The organism is Clostridium sp., assembly GCF_029258205.1.
Classification (GTDB): Bacteria; Bacillota; Clostridia; order Clostridiales; family Clostridiaceae; genus Sarcina.
In genome coordinates this window covers 1-17,898 of record NZ_JARHZJ010000017.1, presented here as the reverse complement: position 1 = coordinate 17,898, position 17,898 = coordinate 1, and the positions used below count along the sequence as shown (strand labels likewise).

The following is a 17,898-nucleotide window of genomic DNA, read 5'->3' as shown; positions in this document are numbered from 1 at the left end:
TATAATAAATATTGTCAACAGGACATGCCGAAGTGGCGGAACTGGCAGACGCACAGGACTTAAAATCCTGCGGTGCTAACACACCGTACCGGTTCGATTCCGGTCTTCGGCACCAAAACTCTTAAACATAGTTTAAGAGTTTTTTTATTTTTAATAAATCTAAAAAAGTCCAAACACAAAAGCTCTATTAGAGTTATTTTTATTAGATATAGATAAAACAAACTAATTTCACTGCTGTTAGATTGTTTAGCTATATCTATTTTTTCTAATAAAGCCTTTTAGTTTATATCAAATACTAAACATATAACTTATGATTATAATAATATATTCAATTTTTCTAATTTCTAAGAGCTATTTTGCAGTACCTATATCTTTTCTAAAATACATTCCCTCAAAATTAACTTTTTCTACATTTTTATATGCATTTTCTTTAGCTTCTTCTAAAGTTTTGCCTTTTCCTACTACTGAAAGTACTCTTCCTCCACTGGTTACTAAAGTATTATCTTCTTTTTTTGCTCCAGCTATAAAGAATTCTCCTTGAAGCCTTTCATCTATACTTATTTCATAACCTTTTTCATAAGACTCTGGATATCCATTTGATGCTAAAACAACATTAACGCAATATCCTCGATTCCATTTAACAGTTGTTTCATTTAATTTTTCATCTAGTGCATTTAATATTATATCTACTAAATCACTCTCCATTAAAGATAAAACACTTTGTGTTTCTGGATCTCCCATCCTAACATTATATTCTAAAAGTTTAGGTCCTTCTTCTGTTATCATTATTCCAAAGAAAATAAATCCTTTAAAGTCAAACATTTCTTCTTTTATACCAATTAAAGTTTTATCTAATATATTTTCATAAAAATCAGCAAAAACATCTTCAGTAACATATTTATTAGGAGAAACAACTCCCATTCCACCTGTATTCTTACCTTTATTTCCATCAAATATTTGTTTGTGGTCCTTGGCAGATAAAAATGGTAGTATTACTTTCCCATCTGTAACTGAAAGTATTGATGCTTCAACTCCTTGTAAAAATTCTTCTACTACTATTTTTTTTCCTGCTCCATTAAATACATCATCTTTCATAAATAAATTTAGTGTTTCTATTGCCTGATTTTTATTTTCACATATTACAACACCTTTACCAGCTGCTAATCCATCAGCCTTTATAACTCTTGGATACTTACAATTTTCTAAATAACTTTTAGCTTCTTCATAATCATAAAAAACTTCATAATTAGCCGTCTTAATATCATACTTTTTCATAAAATCCTTAGAAAAGCTCTTGCTACCTTCAAGCATAGCTCCAGCTTTATTAGGTCCAAATATTTTTAATCCTTCCTCTTTAAAAGCATCAACTATACCATTAATAAGTGGCTCTTCTGGTCCTACAACAGTTAAATCAATACTATTATTTTTAGCAAAATTTAATAAATCTTCAACCTCAGTAATCTCTATATTTTCACATTTATTCTCATTAGCTGTTCCTCCATTTCCTGGAGCCACATAAATTTTTTCTACTTTATGGCTTTTTCCTAATTTCCATGCTAAAGCATGTTCTCTTCCACCAGATCCGACTAAAAGTATCTTCATATATAAAAGGTCATATAAATTAAACTTAATTTAAATAGTTTCTAACTTATATAATTAACTATTTAAAATTTCAATTAACTATATGACCTACTTCACCTCCTAAAATCTATTTATTACTAATGTTTAAAATGTCTAATTCCTGTAAATACCATGCTTATTCCATGTTCATTACAAGCCTCTATAGACTCTTCATCTCTAATAGATCCACCTGGTTGAATTATTGCTTTTATTCCATTTTTATAAGCTTCGTCAACGCAGTCTCTAAATGGGAAGAAAGCATCTGATGCCAGTACTGCTCCACCTTTTCCTCTTTCTAAAGCTTCTTTAGTAGCCCAAATTCTATTAACTTGTCCTCCACCAATGCCAGTGGCAACTCCATCTTTTACAACTACTATAGCATTAGATTTTACATATTTCACAACCTTCATTCCAAAAATCATATCTCTTAATTCAATTTCTGTTGGCTCTTTTTCAGTTACTACCTTATACTCATTAGCAAGTTTATTATCTTCCCCTTGAACTAATATTCCACCATCTACTGTTACCATATAATTTTTAGCTTGCGGAGTATTATTACATTTTATAACTCTTAAATTCTTTTTAGTCCTTAATATTTCTAAAGCATCTTCATCAAAATCAGGTGCCGCTACCACCTCTAAGAAAATTTTAACCATTTCTTCTGCTGTAGCCTTATCTATCTTTCTATTTATAGCAACTATTCCACCAAATATTGAAACTGGATCTGCATAATAAGCCTTTAAATAGACTTCCTTGGAACTTTCTCCTACAGCTACCCCACAAGGTGTATTATGCTTTAATGCACAACAAGCTGTTTCTTCAAATTCACATGCAACCTTCCATGCTATATCTAAATCCTTTATATTATTGTAAGACAAAGCTTTTCCATTTAAAATTTCAAAGCTATTCATAGCTCCATCAAATTCTGTTGAACTATAATAAGCAGCTCCCTGATGTGGATTTTCTCCATATCTAAGATCTTGGATTTTCTTATATGAAACTGATAAGTATTCTGGATATTCCTCTTCTCCATCTAATAAAAAATTAGAAATTGCAGCATCATAAGCACTAATTAAATTAAATACTTTTCCTGCAAGAGTTTTTCTCAATTTAAATGAAACCTCATTATTTTCTTTAATTTCATTAATTACTTTTTCATAATCCTTTTTATCTGAAAGAACTACCACATCTCTAAAATTTTTAGCTGCTGCTCTTAACATCGTTGGTCCACCTATATCAATAAACTCAACCTTTTCTTCAAAGCTTAAATTCTCTCTAACTTTTTCAAAGAAAGGATATAAATTTACAACTACATAATCTATAGTATTTATCTCTCTCTCTTTTAAAGTTTTCATGTGATCTTCATTATCTCTTATTGCTAATATTCCAGCATGAACTAAAGGATGTAGAGTTTTTACTCTTCCATCTAACATTTCTGGGAAGTCAGTTATTTCACTTATCTCTTTAACCTCTATGTTATTTCCTTTTAAATATTTATAAGTTCCACCACTTGATATTATTTCTACATCTCTATCTCTTAAAAATTTTGCAAGTTCTAAAACTCCATCTTTATCAAAAACACTTATTAAAGCTCTCTTTTTCATTAAAAGACCTCCCTAATTTAATATTTTTACTTTCCCATTAAGAATTTCTATTTTTTCTTCACATAAGCACTTAACAATTTTCGGTAGCAATATATGTTCTTTCTCTAAAACCTTTTTTTGAAGACTTTCTGGAGTATCTTCAAAATCAACTTTAACTATTTCTTGTCCAATAATAGCTCCTCCATCAACCTCATCATTAACAAAGTGAACTGTACACCCAGAATATTTTACTCCCTTTTCTATAGCTGCTTTATGTACATTTATTCCATACATTTTATTTCCACAGAAAGAAGGAATAAGAGATGGATGGATATTGATTATCTTATTTCCATACTCTTCCAAAATCTTTCCCTTTAATATTGAAAGATAACCTGCTAGCACAATTAAATCAATATTATCTTGCTTAGCAAGTCTTAGTATTTCATCTGAAGTTTTATCTCCAAACTCTTTTTTAGAAACAACCGATGTCTTTATATCATGTTTTTTCGCCCTTTCTAAAGCAAAAATACCATCCCTACTTCCAATAACTAAAGAAACTTCTCCTTTTATATTTCCATTATCTATATTATCTAAAATTGATTGAAGATTAGATCCACTGCCAGAAGCTAATACAGCTATTTTATACAAACTCCTTCACCTCCAGCATTTATATACCCAATCTCAAAAGCTTTTTCTCCATTATTTGAAAGTTCTTTTAAAACCTCTTTAACCTCTGATTCCTCAACACATAAAACAAACCCTATACCCATATTAAAGGTATTATACATTTCCTCTTCTTGAACTCCAAGTTCCATAACCTTTTTAAATATTTGTGGAATCTCATAGCTATTTTTATTTATTACTATACTAAGTCCTTCTTTACTTAACATTCTTGGAATATTTTCATAAAATCCTCCACCAGTTACATGAGCCATACCCTTAATATTAAATTTTTCTAAAAGACTTAATACAGGTTTAACATAAATCTTTGTAGGAGTTAATAATTCTTCCCAGATAGCTTTTCCATTAAAATCTTGATCTAAATTTTTAAATACCTTTCTTATAAGAGAATATCCATTTGAATGAACTCCTGAAGAAGCAATTCCTATAAGCTTGTCACCAGCTTTTATATCTTTACCATTTATTATTTTATCCTTGTCTACTATTCCTACTGCAAAACCAGCAATATCATAATCTCCTTCTTTATACATACCTGGCATTTCAGCAGTTTCTCCTCCAATTAAAGAGCACTGAGACTTAATACATCCTTCAGCCACTCCCTTTACTAAATCAGAAGAAACCTCAGCTTCAAGTTTTCCACAAGCTATATAATCTAAGAAGAATAATGGTTTAGCTCCATGACATAAAATATCATTTACACACATTGCAACACAGTCAATTCCAACAGTATCAAACTTTCTTTTCTTACAAGCAATATCAAGCTTTGTTCCTACTCCATCTGTTCCAGAAACCAAAACTGGTTTTTTATATCCCTCTGGAAGTTGAACCATGCCAGCAAAAGATCCTAATCCATTTAATACATATTCACTCATTGTTTTTTGAGCATATTCTTTTATTAACTTTACCGATCTATATCCTTCTTCAATATTTACTCCTGCTTCTTTATAAGTTAGCATTTAATTCTCCACCCTTTCAAGATTATCCTCTAAAGCTTCCATAGGTGTTGCAACCGGATAAACTCCTTTGAAGCACCCTACGCAGAAATTTCTTCTGCCTTCAAAACTTTCATACATTCCTTCTAAACTTAAATATCCTAGAGAATCACAACCTAGCATTTCTCTAATTTCTTCTACACTTCTACTTGCTCCAATTAACTGACTTCTGTATGGTGTATCAATCCCAAAATAACATGGATATTTAACCATTGGTGATGCAACTAGAAAATGAACTTCTTTAGCACCAGCTCTTCTTAAAGATTCAATTAAATGTTTAGATGTTGTTCCTCTAACAATAGAATCATCTATTAAAATAACTTTTTTTCCATTTACATTAACTTTTAAAGGATTAAGCTTTACAGCTACAGCTCTCTCCCTAATTTCTTGTGATGGTGATATAAATGTTCTTCCTATATATCTATTTTTCACAAATCCAACCTCATAAGGAATTCCAGAAGCCTTAGCATATCCCATAGCAGCTGGTATTCCCGAATCTGGTACAGCCACCACAATATCAGCATCTATTGGATATTCATTAAATAATATTTCTCCTTGCTTAGCCCTTGTAGTTTGAACATTTAAACCATCAATAACTGAATCTGGTCTTGCAAAGTATATATATTCAAAAGCACAGGTTTGACAAACAGTATTTTCTGAATATCTATAACTTTTAATACCATCATTATCTATAACCACTATTTCTCCTGGTTTTATATCTCTCACAAACTCTGCTCCAATTGTGTCTAAAGCACAACTTTCTGAAGTTAATATATACCCTTCTTCAAATTTTCCTAAGCATAAAGGTCTAATTCCATGTGGATCTCTTATACCTATTAACTTATCCTTAGTCATTATTACCATAGCGAAAGACCCTTTAACAGCTGATATAGCATCAATTACAGCCCTCTCAATCCCCTTTTTAGCTCCTCTAGCAACTAAGCTTGTAATCACCTCAGAATCAACACTAGTATGGAAAACTTGTCCCCCATCCTCTAAAAGACTTTTTATTACATCAGCATTAACTAGATTACCATTATGAGCAGTAGATATAGGACCAAGCTTAGTATTACTAACTAAAGGTTGTGCATTTTCAACAGTTTTAGCTCCAGCTGTAGAATATCTAACATGTCCTATTGATATATAACCATTAAATTCTCTCAATCTTTTTAAATCTTCAGCTTCAAAAGATTCTGTTAAAACACCTAATCCCTTATGAACTTTTACATCATCTCCATTTGCTACTGCAATTCCAGCACTTTCTTGTCCTCTATGTTGAAGAGAATAAAGTCCATAATAATTTATAGAAGCAACATCTATTGGTTTATTTGCGAAAACTCCAAAAACTCCGCATTCATCTTTGAATTTATCATTTTGTGGATCCATAATATCAAAATTTGGCTTCACCATATTTTTACTCCTCTTACTCCCTAATTACTTTTAAGAAATTAATGCTTAAATATTTTTATAAGTTTTAATTTCTTAGTCTATTTAAAACCTCTCTATAGCCATTGATTACATTCCCCATATCTCTTCTAAATCTGTCTTTGTCCATTTTTTCTCCTGTTGTAGCATCCCAAAATCTACAAGTGTCTGGTGAAATTTCATCAGCTAATAATATTTCTCCATTATATCTTCCAAATTCTAATTTAAAATCTATTAAGTTGATATTTTGTTTTTTGAAAGCTTCTTTTAAAATCTCATTTACTTTAGCAGTTATTTCATAAATTTTATTTAATTCCTCAAAAGTTGTAGCTCCAATTCCTACAGCATGATAGTCATTTATAAGTGGATCTCCTAAAGAATCGTCCTTGTATGATAATTCAAAAACTGTAGTTTTTAATTCATATCCTTCTTCAAGTCCTAATCTCTTAGCCATACTTCCAGCTGCCACATTTCTAACTATTACTTCTAAAGGAACTATTTCAACTTTCTTACATAATTGATCTCTATCATTTAACTTCTCTACAAAGTGAGTTTTTATTCCTTCTTTATTTAACATTTCAAAGATAAGACTAGTAATTTCGTTATTTAACATTCCCTTACTTTCTATTTGAGCTTTTTTTTCTCCATTGAAAGCTGTAGCATCATCTTTGTAATGAACAATTACCATATCTTCCTTATCTGTTGCATATATTTTTTTAGCTTTTCCCTCATATAACATTTCTAGTTGATTTACCATTATAACTCCACTCCTTCTCCATTTTCTGCTATAAATTTATGTTTCATGTCAATTCTAAATTGAATTAATTTTTCTCTTAGTTCTGAATATTTTAATGAAAGCATTTGGACAGCTAACATTCCTGCATTATAACTATTATTTATCCCAACAGTTGCTACAGGAATTGATTTTGGCATTTGAACTATTGATAACAGTGCATCTATTCCCTCTACTGCAGCTCTTACTGGAACTCCTATAACAGGAAGTATAGTATGAGAAGCTATAACTCCTGGAAGATGAGCTGCCAATCCTGCTCCTGCTATAATTACTTCACAGCCTTCTTCTTCAATTTTTTCTAAAGTTTCAATAAGTTTTTCTGGAACCCTATGAGCTGATAAAATATAAGCATTATAAGGAATTCCAAATTCTTTAAGAGCATTTCCTGCTCCTTTCATAACATCTATATCTGAATTACTTCCAAAAAATATTGCTACCTTCATTAAAATTTCCTCCCTACATTTTCAAGTTTTAATAATATTTATTTTTCAGTTAGGCTTTCAGACCTAACTAAAAAATAAAATACATTGAAAACTTAATTACTTTTTAAAATAGTTAACACCTGATTTAAATAGTTTTTGATCAAATTCTCCTGGTATATTTTTATAAAGATTGTCTCCAACTCTCTCTGAATGCCCCATTTTACCTAAAATTCTTCCATCTTTACTTGTTATTCCTTCTATTGCTAAAGATGAACCGTTGGGATTATATGGCATATTCATAGCCATATTTCCTTCTAAATCTACATACTGAGTAGCTATTTGATCATTTTCTACTAACTCTTTTAGCAAACCTTCATGCGCAACAAATCTTCCTTCCCCATGTGATATTGGAATAGTGTGTATATCTCCAAGAGAAACCTCATTAAACCAAGGTGATTTCTTAGATGTAATCTTAGTTCTAACCATTGATGACATATGTCTATTTATATTGTTATAAGTTAAGGTTGCCATATCTTCTTCAATATCAATTATTTTTCCGTATGGAAGAAGTCCTAATTTAATTAAAGCTTGGAAGCCATTACAAATACCAAGTATTAATCCATCTCTCTCATTTAGAAGCTTCATAACTGAATCTTTTATCTTAGGATTTCTAAATATTGTTGCTATAAACTTAGCTGATCCATCTGGCTCATCTCCTGCTGAGAATCCCCCTGGTAACATAATTATTTGAGCCTGATCTATTTCTTTCTTAAGCGTATTTATTGAGTCAATTAAAGCTTCTTTATTTAAATTTCTAATTATAACTTCACGTACTTCGGCACCTTCTTTTTCAAATGCTCTTCTACAATCGTACTCACAGTTAGTTCCAGGAAATACTGGTATAACTACTCTTGGTTTTTCTACCCTTGTTATCTTTGATTTAAGTTTTTCTTCTATATGAACTTGTCCATCATCTAAAATACTAGCCCTATCTTTATCATCACTTATTAAGTCTGAAACACATTCCTCTTTATCTTCAGTTTTAGATTTAAATACAGCTTCAAGTTTTTCTTCATAACATTTTTCTAATTCCTCTAGCGAAACTTCAAAGTTATATTCTTCACATTTTATAATTTCATCCTCTATTGTGTTTCCTATAAGTTTATAACTAGTTCCTCTAAATTCATCCACGAGGTTAACCCCTTCTTTAACCTCTAATATTAAACTTCCATAATTAAATCCAAAAAGCTCTTCTTTAGAAATGTTATTTAATGTTGCCCCAATTCTATTTCCTAATGACATCTTAGTAATTCCTTCTGATACTCCACCAAACTTAAGAGAGTATGCTGAAACTACCTTTTCTTCTCCTATTAACTTATAAAGCTTTTCTAAGTTATTTTTAAATCCTTCCATTTCTAAAGTTCCATCTTCTAATCTCTCACCTTTCATAAGAACTAAAGTTGACCCTATATTTTTAAACTCAGGTGAAATAATTCTTGAAGCCTTTTCAAGACCTACTGCAAATGAAACTAAAGTTGGTGGAACATTTAATTCTCCAAAACTTCCTGACATTGAGTCTTTTCCGCCTATTGCAGGTAATCCTAAATCCATTTGTGCCTTATAAGCTCCTAGTAATGCTGCAAAAGGCTTACCCCATTTTTCTTTATCTCTTAATAATTTTTCAAAGTATTCTTGAAAAGTTAATCTAACTTTTTTATAATCTCCTCCCATAGCAGCTATTTTAGTTACTGATTCAATAACTGAATAAAATGCCATGTGGAATGGACTCCATACTCCTAAATCTGGATTAAATCCATATGTCATTAAAGAAGCTTCTTTACTTTCTCCTCCTAGCACAGGAATTTTAGCAGCCATTCCCTCTGCTGGTGTTAATTGATATTTTCCTCCTAAAGGCATAAGAACTGTTCCTCCACCTATAGTTGAATCAAACCTTTCAATTAATCCTTTTTGACTACAAACATTTAAATTTCTTAAAGATTTTAACCATTCATCTTTTACATCACAATTTTTAACTTCATATGGATAAATACTTGGGGATTTTACTTTTAAAGAAATTTCTTGTTTTGCTCCATTTGTATCTAAAAAACTTCTCTTTATATCAACTATAGTTTTATCCTTCCAATTCATTATCAATCTATCAGTATCTGTAACTTCAGCCACAATTGTAGCCTCTAAATTCTCATCTTTTGAAAGTTTTATAAACCTATCTACATTTTCAGCAGAAATAACAACAGCCATTCTTTCTTGCGATTCTGATATAGCAAGTTCGGTTCCATCTAATCCCTCATATTTTTTAGGAACTTTATTTAAATCTATATTAATTCCCCTGCATAATTCTCCAATTGCTACTGATACTCCACCAGCTCCAAAATCATTACATCTTTTTATCATTTGAGCTACTTCTTTATTTCTAAAAAGTCTCTGAATTTTTCTCTCTGTTGGAGCATTTCCTTTTTGAACTTCTGCACCACATTGATTTATTGATTCTTCTGTATGCTCCTTTGAAGAACCTGTCGCTCCACCAATACCATCTCTTCCTGTTCTTCCTCCAAGAAGTATAACAATATCTCCCTTTGAAGGTTCAAGTCTTATTACATTTTCCTTTGGTACAGCAGCTATAACCGCTCCCACTTCCATTCTCTTAGCTACATAATTTGGATGGTAAATTTCTGATACTTGTCCAGTTGCAAGACCTATTTGATTTCCATATGAGCTATATCCATGAGCGGCTCCTAAAGTTATTTTTCTTTGAGGTAATTTTCCCTTTAAAGTTTCACAAATTCCAACTGTTGGATCTGCTGCTCCTGTAACTCTCATAGCTTGATAAACATAACTTCTTCCTGAAAGTGGATCTCTAATAGCTCCTCCTAAACAAGTAGCTGCCCCTCCAAAAGGCTCTATTTCTGTGGGGTGATTATGTGTCTCGTTTTTAAACATTAAAAGATATTCTTCTCTTCCCTTATCTGTTTCTATTTCTATATTTATTGAACAAGCGTTTATTTCTTTTGAAACATCTAAATCATCAAGTCTTCCCCTTTTTCTTAGCTCTTTCATTGCTATAGTAGCTAAATCCATTAACTTAACTTCTCTAGTATTTATATTCTCTCCATAAACATATTCTCTTGAATTTTTATAATCTTCATAAGCCTTTTTAATAGGTTCTGAATATTTACCCTCTTCTATCTCAACATCTTTAATTATTGTTTCAAAAGTTGTATGCCTACAATGATCTGACCAATAAGTATCAATAACCTTAATCTCAGTTATTGTTGGATTTCTATTCTCTAATTTAAAATAATCTCTTATCATTTTTAAATCTTCTAAACTCATAGCTAAAGATTTATACCTATGAAAGTTTTTAAGTCCATCTTCATCTAAATCTAAAAAACCATTTAACACCTCAACCTCATTAGGTTCCTCTAAGTTTTCTTCTAAAATTTTTGATAATGGATCAACTTCCCTTGAATCAACAGGATTAATATAATAAGATTTTATTTTTTTTATATCTTCATTATTTAAATCTCCTTTTAAAATAATGATTTTTGATGATTTAACAGGAACTTTTTCTTCCTCAGTAAGAAGCATCATACACTCTGATGCTGAATCAGCTCTTTGATCATACTGTCCTGGTAAATATTCAACACCAAAAGCACTTTCATCTTGTCCTATTTCAAAATTCTGCTCATATACTTTATCTACTGGAGCTTCTGACAAAATAGTATTTACAGTTCTTGCATACTGTTCTTCTTCCATATCTCCCAATATGTATTTATTTAAAACTCTCACATCTTCTAAAGATTCAATCCCTAAATTATCTTTAAAATCATTGAATAATCTTTTACTTTCAACATTAAAACCAGACTTCTTTTCTACAAATACCATTCTAATACCAGACATTTCAATCCCCCATCCAAACACGAACATTATTAATGATTAAAAAATTAATCATTCGTTAATTAAACATTACCACCTTAAATACGTATTGTCAATATTTAAAATAATTTAAATGTTCGGTTTTAAAGTATATTTTAGTATTTTTATATTGATTTAATTAAATAAAGTTCGTATTTAAGAATAAAAAATAGAGATATATTAAAAATCTCGAATAATATTTCTTTAATATATCTCCAATATTTTTAGTCTTCTCTTAAAATATTTATATCTTTTCCTTCTAAGATTTTATTCATATTTCTTATAGAACACATTTTTCCACACATTGTACAACTATCTTTATGTTCAGGAGTAGATTCTTCTCTATATCTAATTGCTTTTTCCTTATCTATAGCTAAAGAAAACATCTCATCCCAATCTAATCTTTTCCTAGCATCACTCATTTTATTATCTATGTCTCCTGCCCCTGAAATTCCTTTTGCTATATCAGCTGCATGAGCCGCTATCTTTGTAGCAACTATTCCTTCTCTTACATCTTCTAAATTAGGAAGTCTTAAATGTTCTGCTGGTGTTACGTAACAAAGAAAATCTGCACCATAAGAAGCTGCTATAGCTCCTCCTATAGCACTTGTTATATGATCATATCCTGGCGCTATATCAGTTACTATTGGCCCTAAAACATAAAATGGTGCTCCATGACATAATTTTTTCTCTAATAAAACATTAGCTTCAATTTCATTCATTGACATATGTCCTGGTCCCTCTATTATTACTTGTACATTTCTTTCCCAAGCTCTTTTTGTTAATTCTCCAAGAGTAATTAACTCTTTAATTTGTATAGCATCAGTTGCATCAGCTATTGAACCTGGTCTACAAGCATCACCTAGACTTAAAGTTAAATCATACTTTTCACATATATCTAATAATCTATCAAAATATTCATAAAAAGGATTTTCTCTATTATTTAATTCCATCCATGCAAAAAGAAGAGATCCTCCTCTAGAAACTATATTAGTAAGTCTTTCATTTCTTCTAAAAGTTTCAATTGTTTCTCTATTTAATCCAGCATGTATAGTAACAAAATCAACTCCATCCATTGCATGTTTTTCTACAACTTCAAAAAATTCATCAACAGTTATATCTTTAAGTTCTTTATCATAGAAACCTACTACATCATACATTGGTACAGTTCCTATCATAGATGTAGAAACTTCTACAAGTCTTTTTCTAAAATCATAAGTTTTACCATAATTACTTAAATCCATTATAGATTCCGCATTCATATCTATTGCTTTTTTAACTTTTTCTAACTCTAATTCTATATTTGCACAGTCCTTTGAAATCCCTAGGTTAACATTTATTTTAGTTCTTAACCCTTGTCCAACCCCTTCTGCACTTATACTCTTATGATTTTTATTAGCTGGTATTACAATTTTTCCTTCAGCCATTAAATTCATTAAAGTTTCAATATTAATTCCTTCTTTTTCTGCAACTACTTGCATTTCCTTTGTTATTATTCCTTTTTTAGCAGCATCCATTTGAGTTGTATAATTCATATTAGTTCTCCTTATTTTAATTTTTTAACTGCGCAGTTAAATTAATATAGGATCCTATTTTTGTAAAAAATAAAAGCTTGCCCTAAGGCAAGCTTAATAAACACTTATATAGATACATTTATAACTTTTAAATCATAAATATAAATAAACAACAGTTTATGCTTCCCTACGGTAGTACTAACTACATCAGGTTTTAAGGGTTAGATATATTATCCTCTCAGCATAAAAAATGCACCCCTAGCACTTACAATTAAATATTCATTTTTATTAAATTATACTATCATTTTTTTTGAAATTCAAGTAAATTTATAAAAATAAGTAATAATATAACTTTTAACTTATTACTTTTATTAAACATTTTTCTATAAAACTTAATCTTTCATAAAAAATAACAGGTTCAATCACTCACTGTAACCTGTTACTTTTTACCTATTAATTATTTAAAAGTATTTTTAAAAATTATTTCTATTCATGTTATATATACAAATTCCAGCAATAGCACCTGTTAAAAATACAGTTACTAAACTCCCTACCTTAAATATATAAACTCCAAAATAATGAACTGATATAATTAAAACTAAAGCTATAACTCCGTGTATAATCCATCCCCAATTAGGATTTATTTTAAAAACTCCAAATATTTTATCAGTCAGTCTTATTTTTTTATCAATTAATCCATATACAACAGCAAATAAAATTGTTGACACAACAAATACTAATGCTTCCAATGCATTTTGTAATAAAAACATTTTATCCATAGTTTTTCCCTTTCAATTCATCCTTAATAGCTATATTATACCATTTAAAAGAATAGGAAGTGAAATTTACATAAAATTAATATATATTTAGACTTTAAATCAAATTAATCTACAAATTTTACTGATACTTCACCTGAATTTAAGTAGTCTATTTCACCATTTTCATACTTAATAACTAAAGCTCCATTCTCAGTAATATCAACAGCAGTTCCTTTATTCATCTTATTATTCTTTAAAAAACTTACTTCTTTTCCTAGTACTAAAGATAAAATTCTATACTCTTTAATTATACTTTTATCATCTAAATTTTCACATAACTCAAAAAGTTCATTTAAAATCTCAGCAACTAACTGATTTCTAGTAATATTTTGGGGTTCTCCTTGAAATATTGATCCTGCAATATTTTTTATATCTTCTGGGAAATCTTTTGAATCAGTTTTAAAGTTCACTCCAATTCCAACAACAACATTTTCAACTCTTCCACTCTCAAAGTTTCCTGTTGCCTCTGTTAATATGCCACAAATTTTTTTATCATCTAAAAATATATCATTAACCCACTTTACTTTAGGTCTTTTTTTAGTTAATGTTTCTATTGCTCTACAAACAGATATAGCTGCTGAAGTTGTTATATGTATAGCTTTTGAAAGTTCCATATTAGGTCTTAAAATAACACTCATATATATTCCTTTATTAGATGGTGAGAAGAACTTTCTTTGAAATCTCCCTCTACCTGCTGTTTGTTCCTCTGCTATTAATATTGTACCATGTGGCATGTCATTATCCATTAAGAGCTTCTTAGCTTCTTGATTAGTTGAATCTATAGTTTTATATACTCTTATATAGTTATCACTATATTTAGGATTTAAAAATATTTTTATTCCCTCTGCCGATATTAAGTCATTATCCTTTGTTAACTGATATCCTCTATTAGTAACAGCAGAAATATTGTATCCATCTCCCCTTAAGGATTTTATAGACTTCCAAATAGCTGTCCTAGAAACTGATAAATATTTAGCTAATTCTTCCCCTGATATACTTCTATCCCTATTCTCTTCTAGAATCTTCAACACTGAATCTTTAACTGACATTGAACCAGCCTCCTAATTTATTTCTATTATTTATTTTAAAGTTTATTAAAACTAATTTTCTTTAATTATTAATTAATCAATACTCTCCTTGATTATATTTTTTATGCTTACTATTGACAACCTTTTTCCCAATTTAAGTCTACAATTTAAATTTAAAAATAAATTTTTTATATAAAAAAGACTAGTAACTTTTAATGTTACTAGCCTTTACATAGAAACTATTTATATTCTATTTCTCTAATTTCTTTTAATGATTTTAAAACATCCTCATTAATATTTAATAATGCATCTTCTAATATAGCATAAATATTTCTAGCCTTTTCTAAAATATTTTTAATTCTTTCATTTACTTCGTATTTTTTATAAACTGCAACAAAATCAAAAATTATTGTCAATGATCTTTTTAAATTGTCTCTTAAATTCTCTTTAAATCCTGGTGTTCCTAAAACATATTCATTTGAAAAAACTTTAGGTTCTTCTAAGTATATATTTAATTTTTCTTTTACTAAAGACATAGCATTTAAATAATCATCATTGCAAATTGAAATCAAACCTTCATTAACTTTTATATCTTTTTCCATTAAAATCATCTCCTTAACTCTTTTATTGGTTTTTTAAGATAACTAATTATATTATTTGTGTAGTTTTTCATTTATATAAAAATTTTAATAAAATTTTGGATTCTAATTCATAATAAAACACTAAAAATAATAAACTATCTATTTAATTATTCTTAGTAAGATGATTATATACTATAAAAAGGAAAAAGAAAATATTTTTCCAATTTTTATCTAACGAAGAAAGATCAATATTACATCAAAATAAATATATAAAAAAGATTTTACTCCTGTGTGCTTCTTGATATTCTAATAAAAAATAAAAAGAGTGCCGAATCTTCCACACTCTAAATTACAAAATAATATACTAATTTATACCTTTATGTTTTTCTTATATATAATTATTCACCTTTAGACTTATTTAAAGTTACTAAACCAATTAATGATAAAGCTCCTAATATACTAAACCCTGCTGTTCCTAGATCTCCAGTTTTAGGTATTTTAATATTAGATTTATTTTCTTCTAGCTTTCCTGCTTCTCCATTCTCTCCTGGTAATGAAGGTTTATTACTTTCTCCTTCTTCCCCTGGTAGGTTTGGTGTTGTTCCTCCTATTTCTGGCACCTTAAAGTTTCCACCTATAGATATTTCATAAGGCTTTTCATTTGTTTTATTTTCTAATTCAGCCCTTATTAAGCTTTGATATGGCTTATCCGGCTTAACTTTTATTCCACCTCTAGAATATTTATAAAAATAAAATTTCACATCTTTATAATTATAAGTAATTTTTAATTTTAAATTTAAATTCGGTTTAGTAGAGGCCTCCATATAAAACTCTTGTCCAACTTTTATAGGCTTATTATTTAATACTTGATCATTATTCCAATCTTTTATAACCATATTCTCTGGTAAATTTGTTATTATAAATGAACCTACATTACCATTTGTACTTAATTTATCAGTTGAATATTTACTACCTCTTTCAACAAATTTAAAATCTCCAACAAGAGTTAAATTACCTTGTTCAAATTTCTTAACTTTTGACAATTCTAATAGTTTATCATAATATCCAAATTTACCATATTCATAACCATATGGACCATCATTCCCACTACAAATATCCCATATAAGCTGTTGAGTAATATATCTAGCTTCAGCTTCATTTACCCGACATTTCTCCATTAAGTGTGACGAATTTAATGGATATCCATAAGTTAAAACAACTGCTATTCGTTCCTTAACTTCTTTTCCATACTTGTCCATAAAATCATCATCTGTATTTAAATAACTTTCTTCTCGTTTATAATAAGTTTTATTATCAGAATTTTTATTAGAATTACCTGGCTGATTATAATCATGATTATAACAGTACACTATTTTTGCTCCATCATCTTCTACAAAAAAGGCTGTCCCTTCCGAAGTTGATTTACTATATGCCCAGTACTCTTGTTCACTAGCAAATACATTTACAAATGAAAAACTAAAAAAAACTAAAGTAAAAAAACTTAACTTATTTAAAAATTTTTTCATAAAAACCTCCATCTTATTAATATTAATTATTAATAGCTATTAAATATTATCGATGCGCCATAAACTATAATAATAAATATTTTGGATAATTTCACCACTCTACAAAACAAATTTCAGATTCCATTAATATTTTTCATAAAATATTTATTATTTTTTAAAAAATATATTATTTAACATATACTAATTAATAAATAGCTATTATTTTTTGTAAAATTAATCTATTAAAGGTATTATAAGTTAATATTCTGTTACGTTGTTAACTTTTTATAAAATTATTTTAAATTTCAAAATATTACATTATCTTTAACATTAATATCATAACCAAAAGAATAGGTGTTCAAATCAAAATAATTAAACTAATCATTTTGATTTGAACACCTATTCTTTAACTAAAATTATTAAATTTAATTAAAAAGCAAAATATGATTTCTTATTATTGTAATTATTAACTTCATAATATTTCTTCTTTATTTAAATAATAATCTTCTAAATCAAAATACTTACCTTTTTTAAACGTTAAATATTCTGAATAAAGTTTACTTCTTTTAGTATAATATTTTGATATTTTATGTTCTTTATTTATATAATTATTAAAGTCATTTATATTATATATTTCTTTTATTAAGTATTTATTATTTTCATTTATAATCAAAGCATTATACTCTTATTCTAATTTAAATTCTTTTGAATTATCCTTGTAATTTAATTCTTTTTCAACTATAAACTTCACATTATAATTGTTATTACTCAACTTATAAATATTTTCTATTTTTATATTTGTTTTTAAATTATATTTATCTTTGTTTTCTTCTATGTTATAAAAAAGTTATGAAAAATTAAATATGATACATATGGTGTTAGTATAAAATAGTGGACACGTTTTATCTAACTAATTAAAATAATATTTAGTTAGAGAAAGTATGTGTTTCTAATATGAGTAGTAGAAAAAATATACAGAAGATTACAAGGAAATGATATCAGG

The 17,898-nt window shown here is 28.5% G+C and carries 14 protein-coding genes, 1 tRNA gene and 1 riboswitch; of the genes, 1 reads left to right on the top strand and 14 read right to left on the bottom strand.

Translation table 11 applies throughout. The features are described 5' to 3' along the window. Positions 1-26: 26 nt before the first annotated feature. A tRNA-Leu gene (locus Q1J60_RS02330) sits at positions 27-115 on the top strand. A gap of 236 nt (positions 116-351) precedes the next feature. Here Q1J60_RS02330 and purD read toward each other — a convergent pair. From purD to Q1J60_RS02260, 14 genes are all read right to left on the bottom strand, one after another. Next, the gene (gene purD, locus Q1J60_RS02325; protein ID WP_300257950.1) at positions 352-1,602 is read right to left on the bottom strand and encodes a phosphoribosylamine--glycine ligase; all 1,251 of its coding nucleotides are present in this window, start codon (positions 1,600-1,602) and stop codon (positions 352-354) included. A gap of 116 nt (positions 1,603-1,718) precedes the next feature. Continuing rightward, positions 1,719-3,224: a bifunctional phosphoribosylaminoimidazolecarboxamide formyltransferase/IMP cyclohydrolase gene (purH, locus tag Q1J60_RS02320; RefSeq protein ID WP_300257947.1), complete on the bottom strand. Its 1,506-nt coding sequence runs from the start codon at positions 3,222-3,224 to the stop codon at positions 1,719-1,721. 12 nt (positions 3,225-3,236) lie between these two features. Continuing rightward, complete coding sequence (purN, locus tag Q1J60_RS02315; RefSeq protein ID WP_300257944.1) at positions 3,237-3,851, bottom strand: phosphoribosylglycinamide formyltransferase; 615 nt, start codon at positions 3,849-3,851, stop codon at positions 3,237-3,239. Beyond that, positions 3,839-4,840, bottom strand: coding sequence for a phosphoribosylformylglycinamidine cyclo-ligase (gene purM / locus Q1J60_RS02310; RefSeq protein WP_300257941.1), 1,002 nt, complete (start codon positions 4,838-4,840; stop codon positions 3,839-3,841). Before purM ends, purN begins: the two co-directional genes overlap by 13 nt. Continuing rightward, positions 4,841-6,286 (bottom strand): amidophosphoribosyltransferase, encoded by a 1,446-nt coding sequence (purF, locus tag Q1J60_RS02305; RefSeq protein ID WP_300257939.1) that lies wholly within the window; start codon positions 6,284-6,286, stop codon positions 4,841-4,843. Positions 6,287-6,350: 64 nt separating this feature from the next. Next, positions 6,351-7,058, bottom strand: a complete 708-nt coding sequence (gene purC, locus Q1J60_RS02300) for a phosphoribosylaminoimidazolesuccinocarboxamide synthase (RefSeq protein WP_300257937.1) — start codon at positions 7,056-7,058, stop codon at positions 6,351-6,353. Further along, the gene (gene purE / locus Q1J60_RS02295) at positions 7,058-7,537 is read right to left on the bottom strand and encodes a 5-(carboxyamino)imidazole ribonucleotide mutase (protein WP_300257934.1); all 480 of its coding nucleotides are present in this window, start codon (positions 7,535-7,537) and stop codon (positions 7,058-7,060) included. Before purE ends, purC begins: the two co-directional genes overlap by 1 nt. Before the next feature lie 96 nt (positions 7,538-7,633). Then, positions 7,634-11,434: a phosphoribosylformylglycinamidine synthase gene (locus tag Q1J60_RS02290; protein WP_300257931.1), complete on the bottom strand. Its 3,801-nt coding sequence runs from the start codon at positions 11,432-11,434 to the stop codon at positions 7,634-7,636. 239 nt (positions 11,435-11,673) lie between these two features. Further along, a complete protein-coding gene (gene thiC, locus Q1J60_RS02285; protein WP_300257928.1) occupies positions 11,674-12,984 on the bottom strand; it encodes a phosphomethylpyrimidine synthase ThiC in 1,311 nt (436 codons plus the stop codon). A 146-nt stretch (positions 12,985-13,130) separates the two neighbouring features. After that, positions 13,131-13,233: riboswitch (TPP riboswitch) on the bottom strand. 203 nt (positions 13,234-13,436) lie between these two features. Beyond that, complete coding sequence (locus tag Q1J60_RS02280) at positions 13,437-13,742, bottom strand: hypothetical protein (protein WP_300257923.1); 306 nt, start codon at positions 13,740-13,742, stop codon at positions 13,437-13,439. 104 nt (positions 13,743-13,846) lie between these two features. Beyond that, positions 13,847-14,830 carry a biotin--[acetyl-CoA-carboxylase] ligase gene (locus Q1J60_RS02275; RefSeq protein ID WP_300257921.1) on the bottom strand — a complete coding sequence of 328 codons (984 nt, stop codon included), beginning with the start codon at positions 14,828-14,830 and terminating at the stop codon, positions 13,847-13,849. A gap of 218 nt (positions 14,831-15,048) precedes the next feature. After that, positions 15,049-15,411: a hypothetical protein gene (locus Q1J60_RS02270; protein WP_300257919.1), complete on the bottom strand. Its 363-nt coding sequence runs from the start codon at positions 15,409-15,411 to the stop codon at positions 15,049-15,051. A gap of 377 nt (positions 15,412-15,788) precedes the next feature. Next, positions 15,789-16,916 (bottom strand): Cys-Gln thioester bond-forming surface protein, encoded by a 1,128-nt coding sequence (locus tag Q1J60_RS02265; RefSeq protein ID WP_300257916.1) that lies wholly within the window; start codon positions 16,914-16,916, stop codon positions 15,789-15,791. 451 nt (positions 16,917-17,367) lie between these two features. Beyond that, the gene (locus tag Q1J60_RS02260) at positions 17,368-17,568 is read right to left on the bottom strand and encodes a hypothetical protein (protein ID WP_300257913.1); all 201 of its coding nucleotides are present in this window, start codon (positions 17,566-17,568) and stop codon (positions 17,368-17,370) included. Positions 17,569-17,898 lie beyond the last annotated feature (330 nt).

Coding starts and splice junctions, on each gene's coding strand:
- purD (WP_300257950.1), bottom strand. CDS start 1,602: ATGAAGATACTTTTAGTCGGATCTGGTGGAAGAGAACATGCTTTAGCA.
- purH (WP_300257947.1), bottom strand. CDS start 3,224: ATGAAAAAGAGAGCTTTAATAAGTGTTTTTGATAAAGATGGAGTTTTA.
- purM (WP_300257941.1), bottom strand. CDS start 4,840: ATGCTAACTTATAAAGAAGCAGGAGTAAATATTGAAGAAGGATATAGA.
- purF (WP_300257939.1), bottom strand. CDS start 6,286: ATGGTGAAGCCAAATTTTGATATTATGGATCCACAAAATGATAAATTC.
- purC (WP_300257937.1), bottom strand. CDS start 7,058: ATGGTAAATCAACTAGAAATGTTATATGAGGGAAAAGCTAAAAAAATA.
- purE (WP_300257934.1), bottom strand. CDS start 7,537: ATGAAGGTAGCAATATTTTTTGGAAGTAATTCAGATATAGATGTTATG.
- Q1J60_RS02290 (WP_300257931.1), bottom strand. CDS start 11,434: ATGTCTGGTATTAGAATGGTATTTGTAGAAAAGAAGTCTGGTTTTAAT.
- thiC (WP_300257928.1), bottom strand. CDS start 12,984: ATGAATTATACAACTCAAATGGATGCTGCTAAAAAAGGAATAATAACA.
- Q1J60_RS02280 (WP_300257923.1), bottom strand. CDS start 13,742: ATGGATAAAATGTTTTTATTACAAAATGCATTGGAAGCATTAGTATTT.
- Q1J60_RS02275 (WP_300257921.1), bottom strand. CDS start 14,830: ATGTCAGTTAAAGATTCAGTGTTGAAGATTCTAGAAGAGAATAGGGAT.
- Q1J60_RS02270 (WP_300257919.1), bottom strand. CDS start 15,411: ATGGAAAAAGATATAAAAGTTAATGAAGGTTTGATTTCAATTTGCAAT.
- Q1J60_RS02265 (WP_300257916.1), bottom strand. CDS start 16,916: ATGAAAAAATTTTTAAATAAGTTAAGTTTTTTTACTTTAGTTTTTTTT.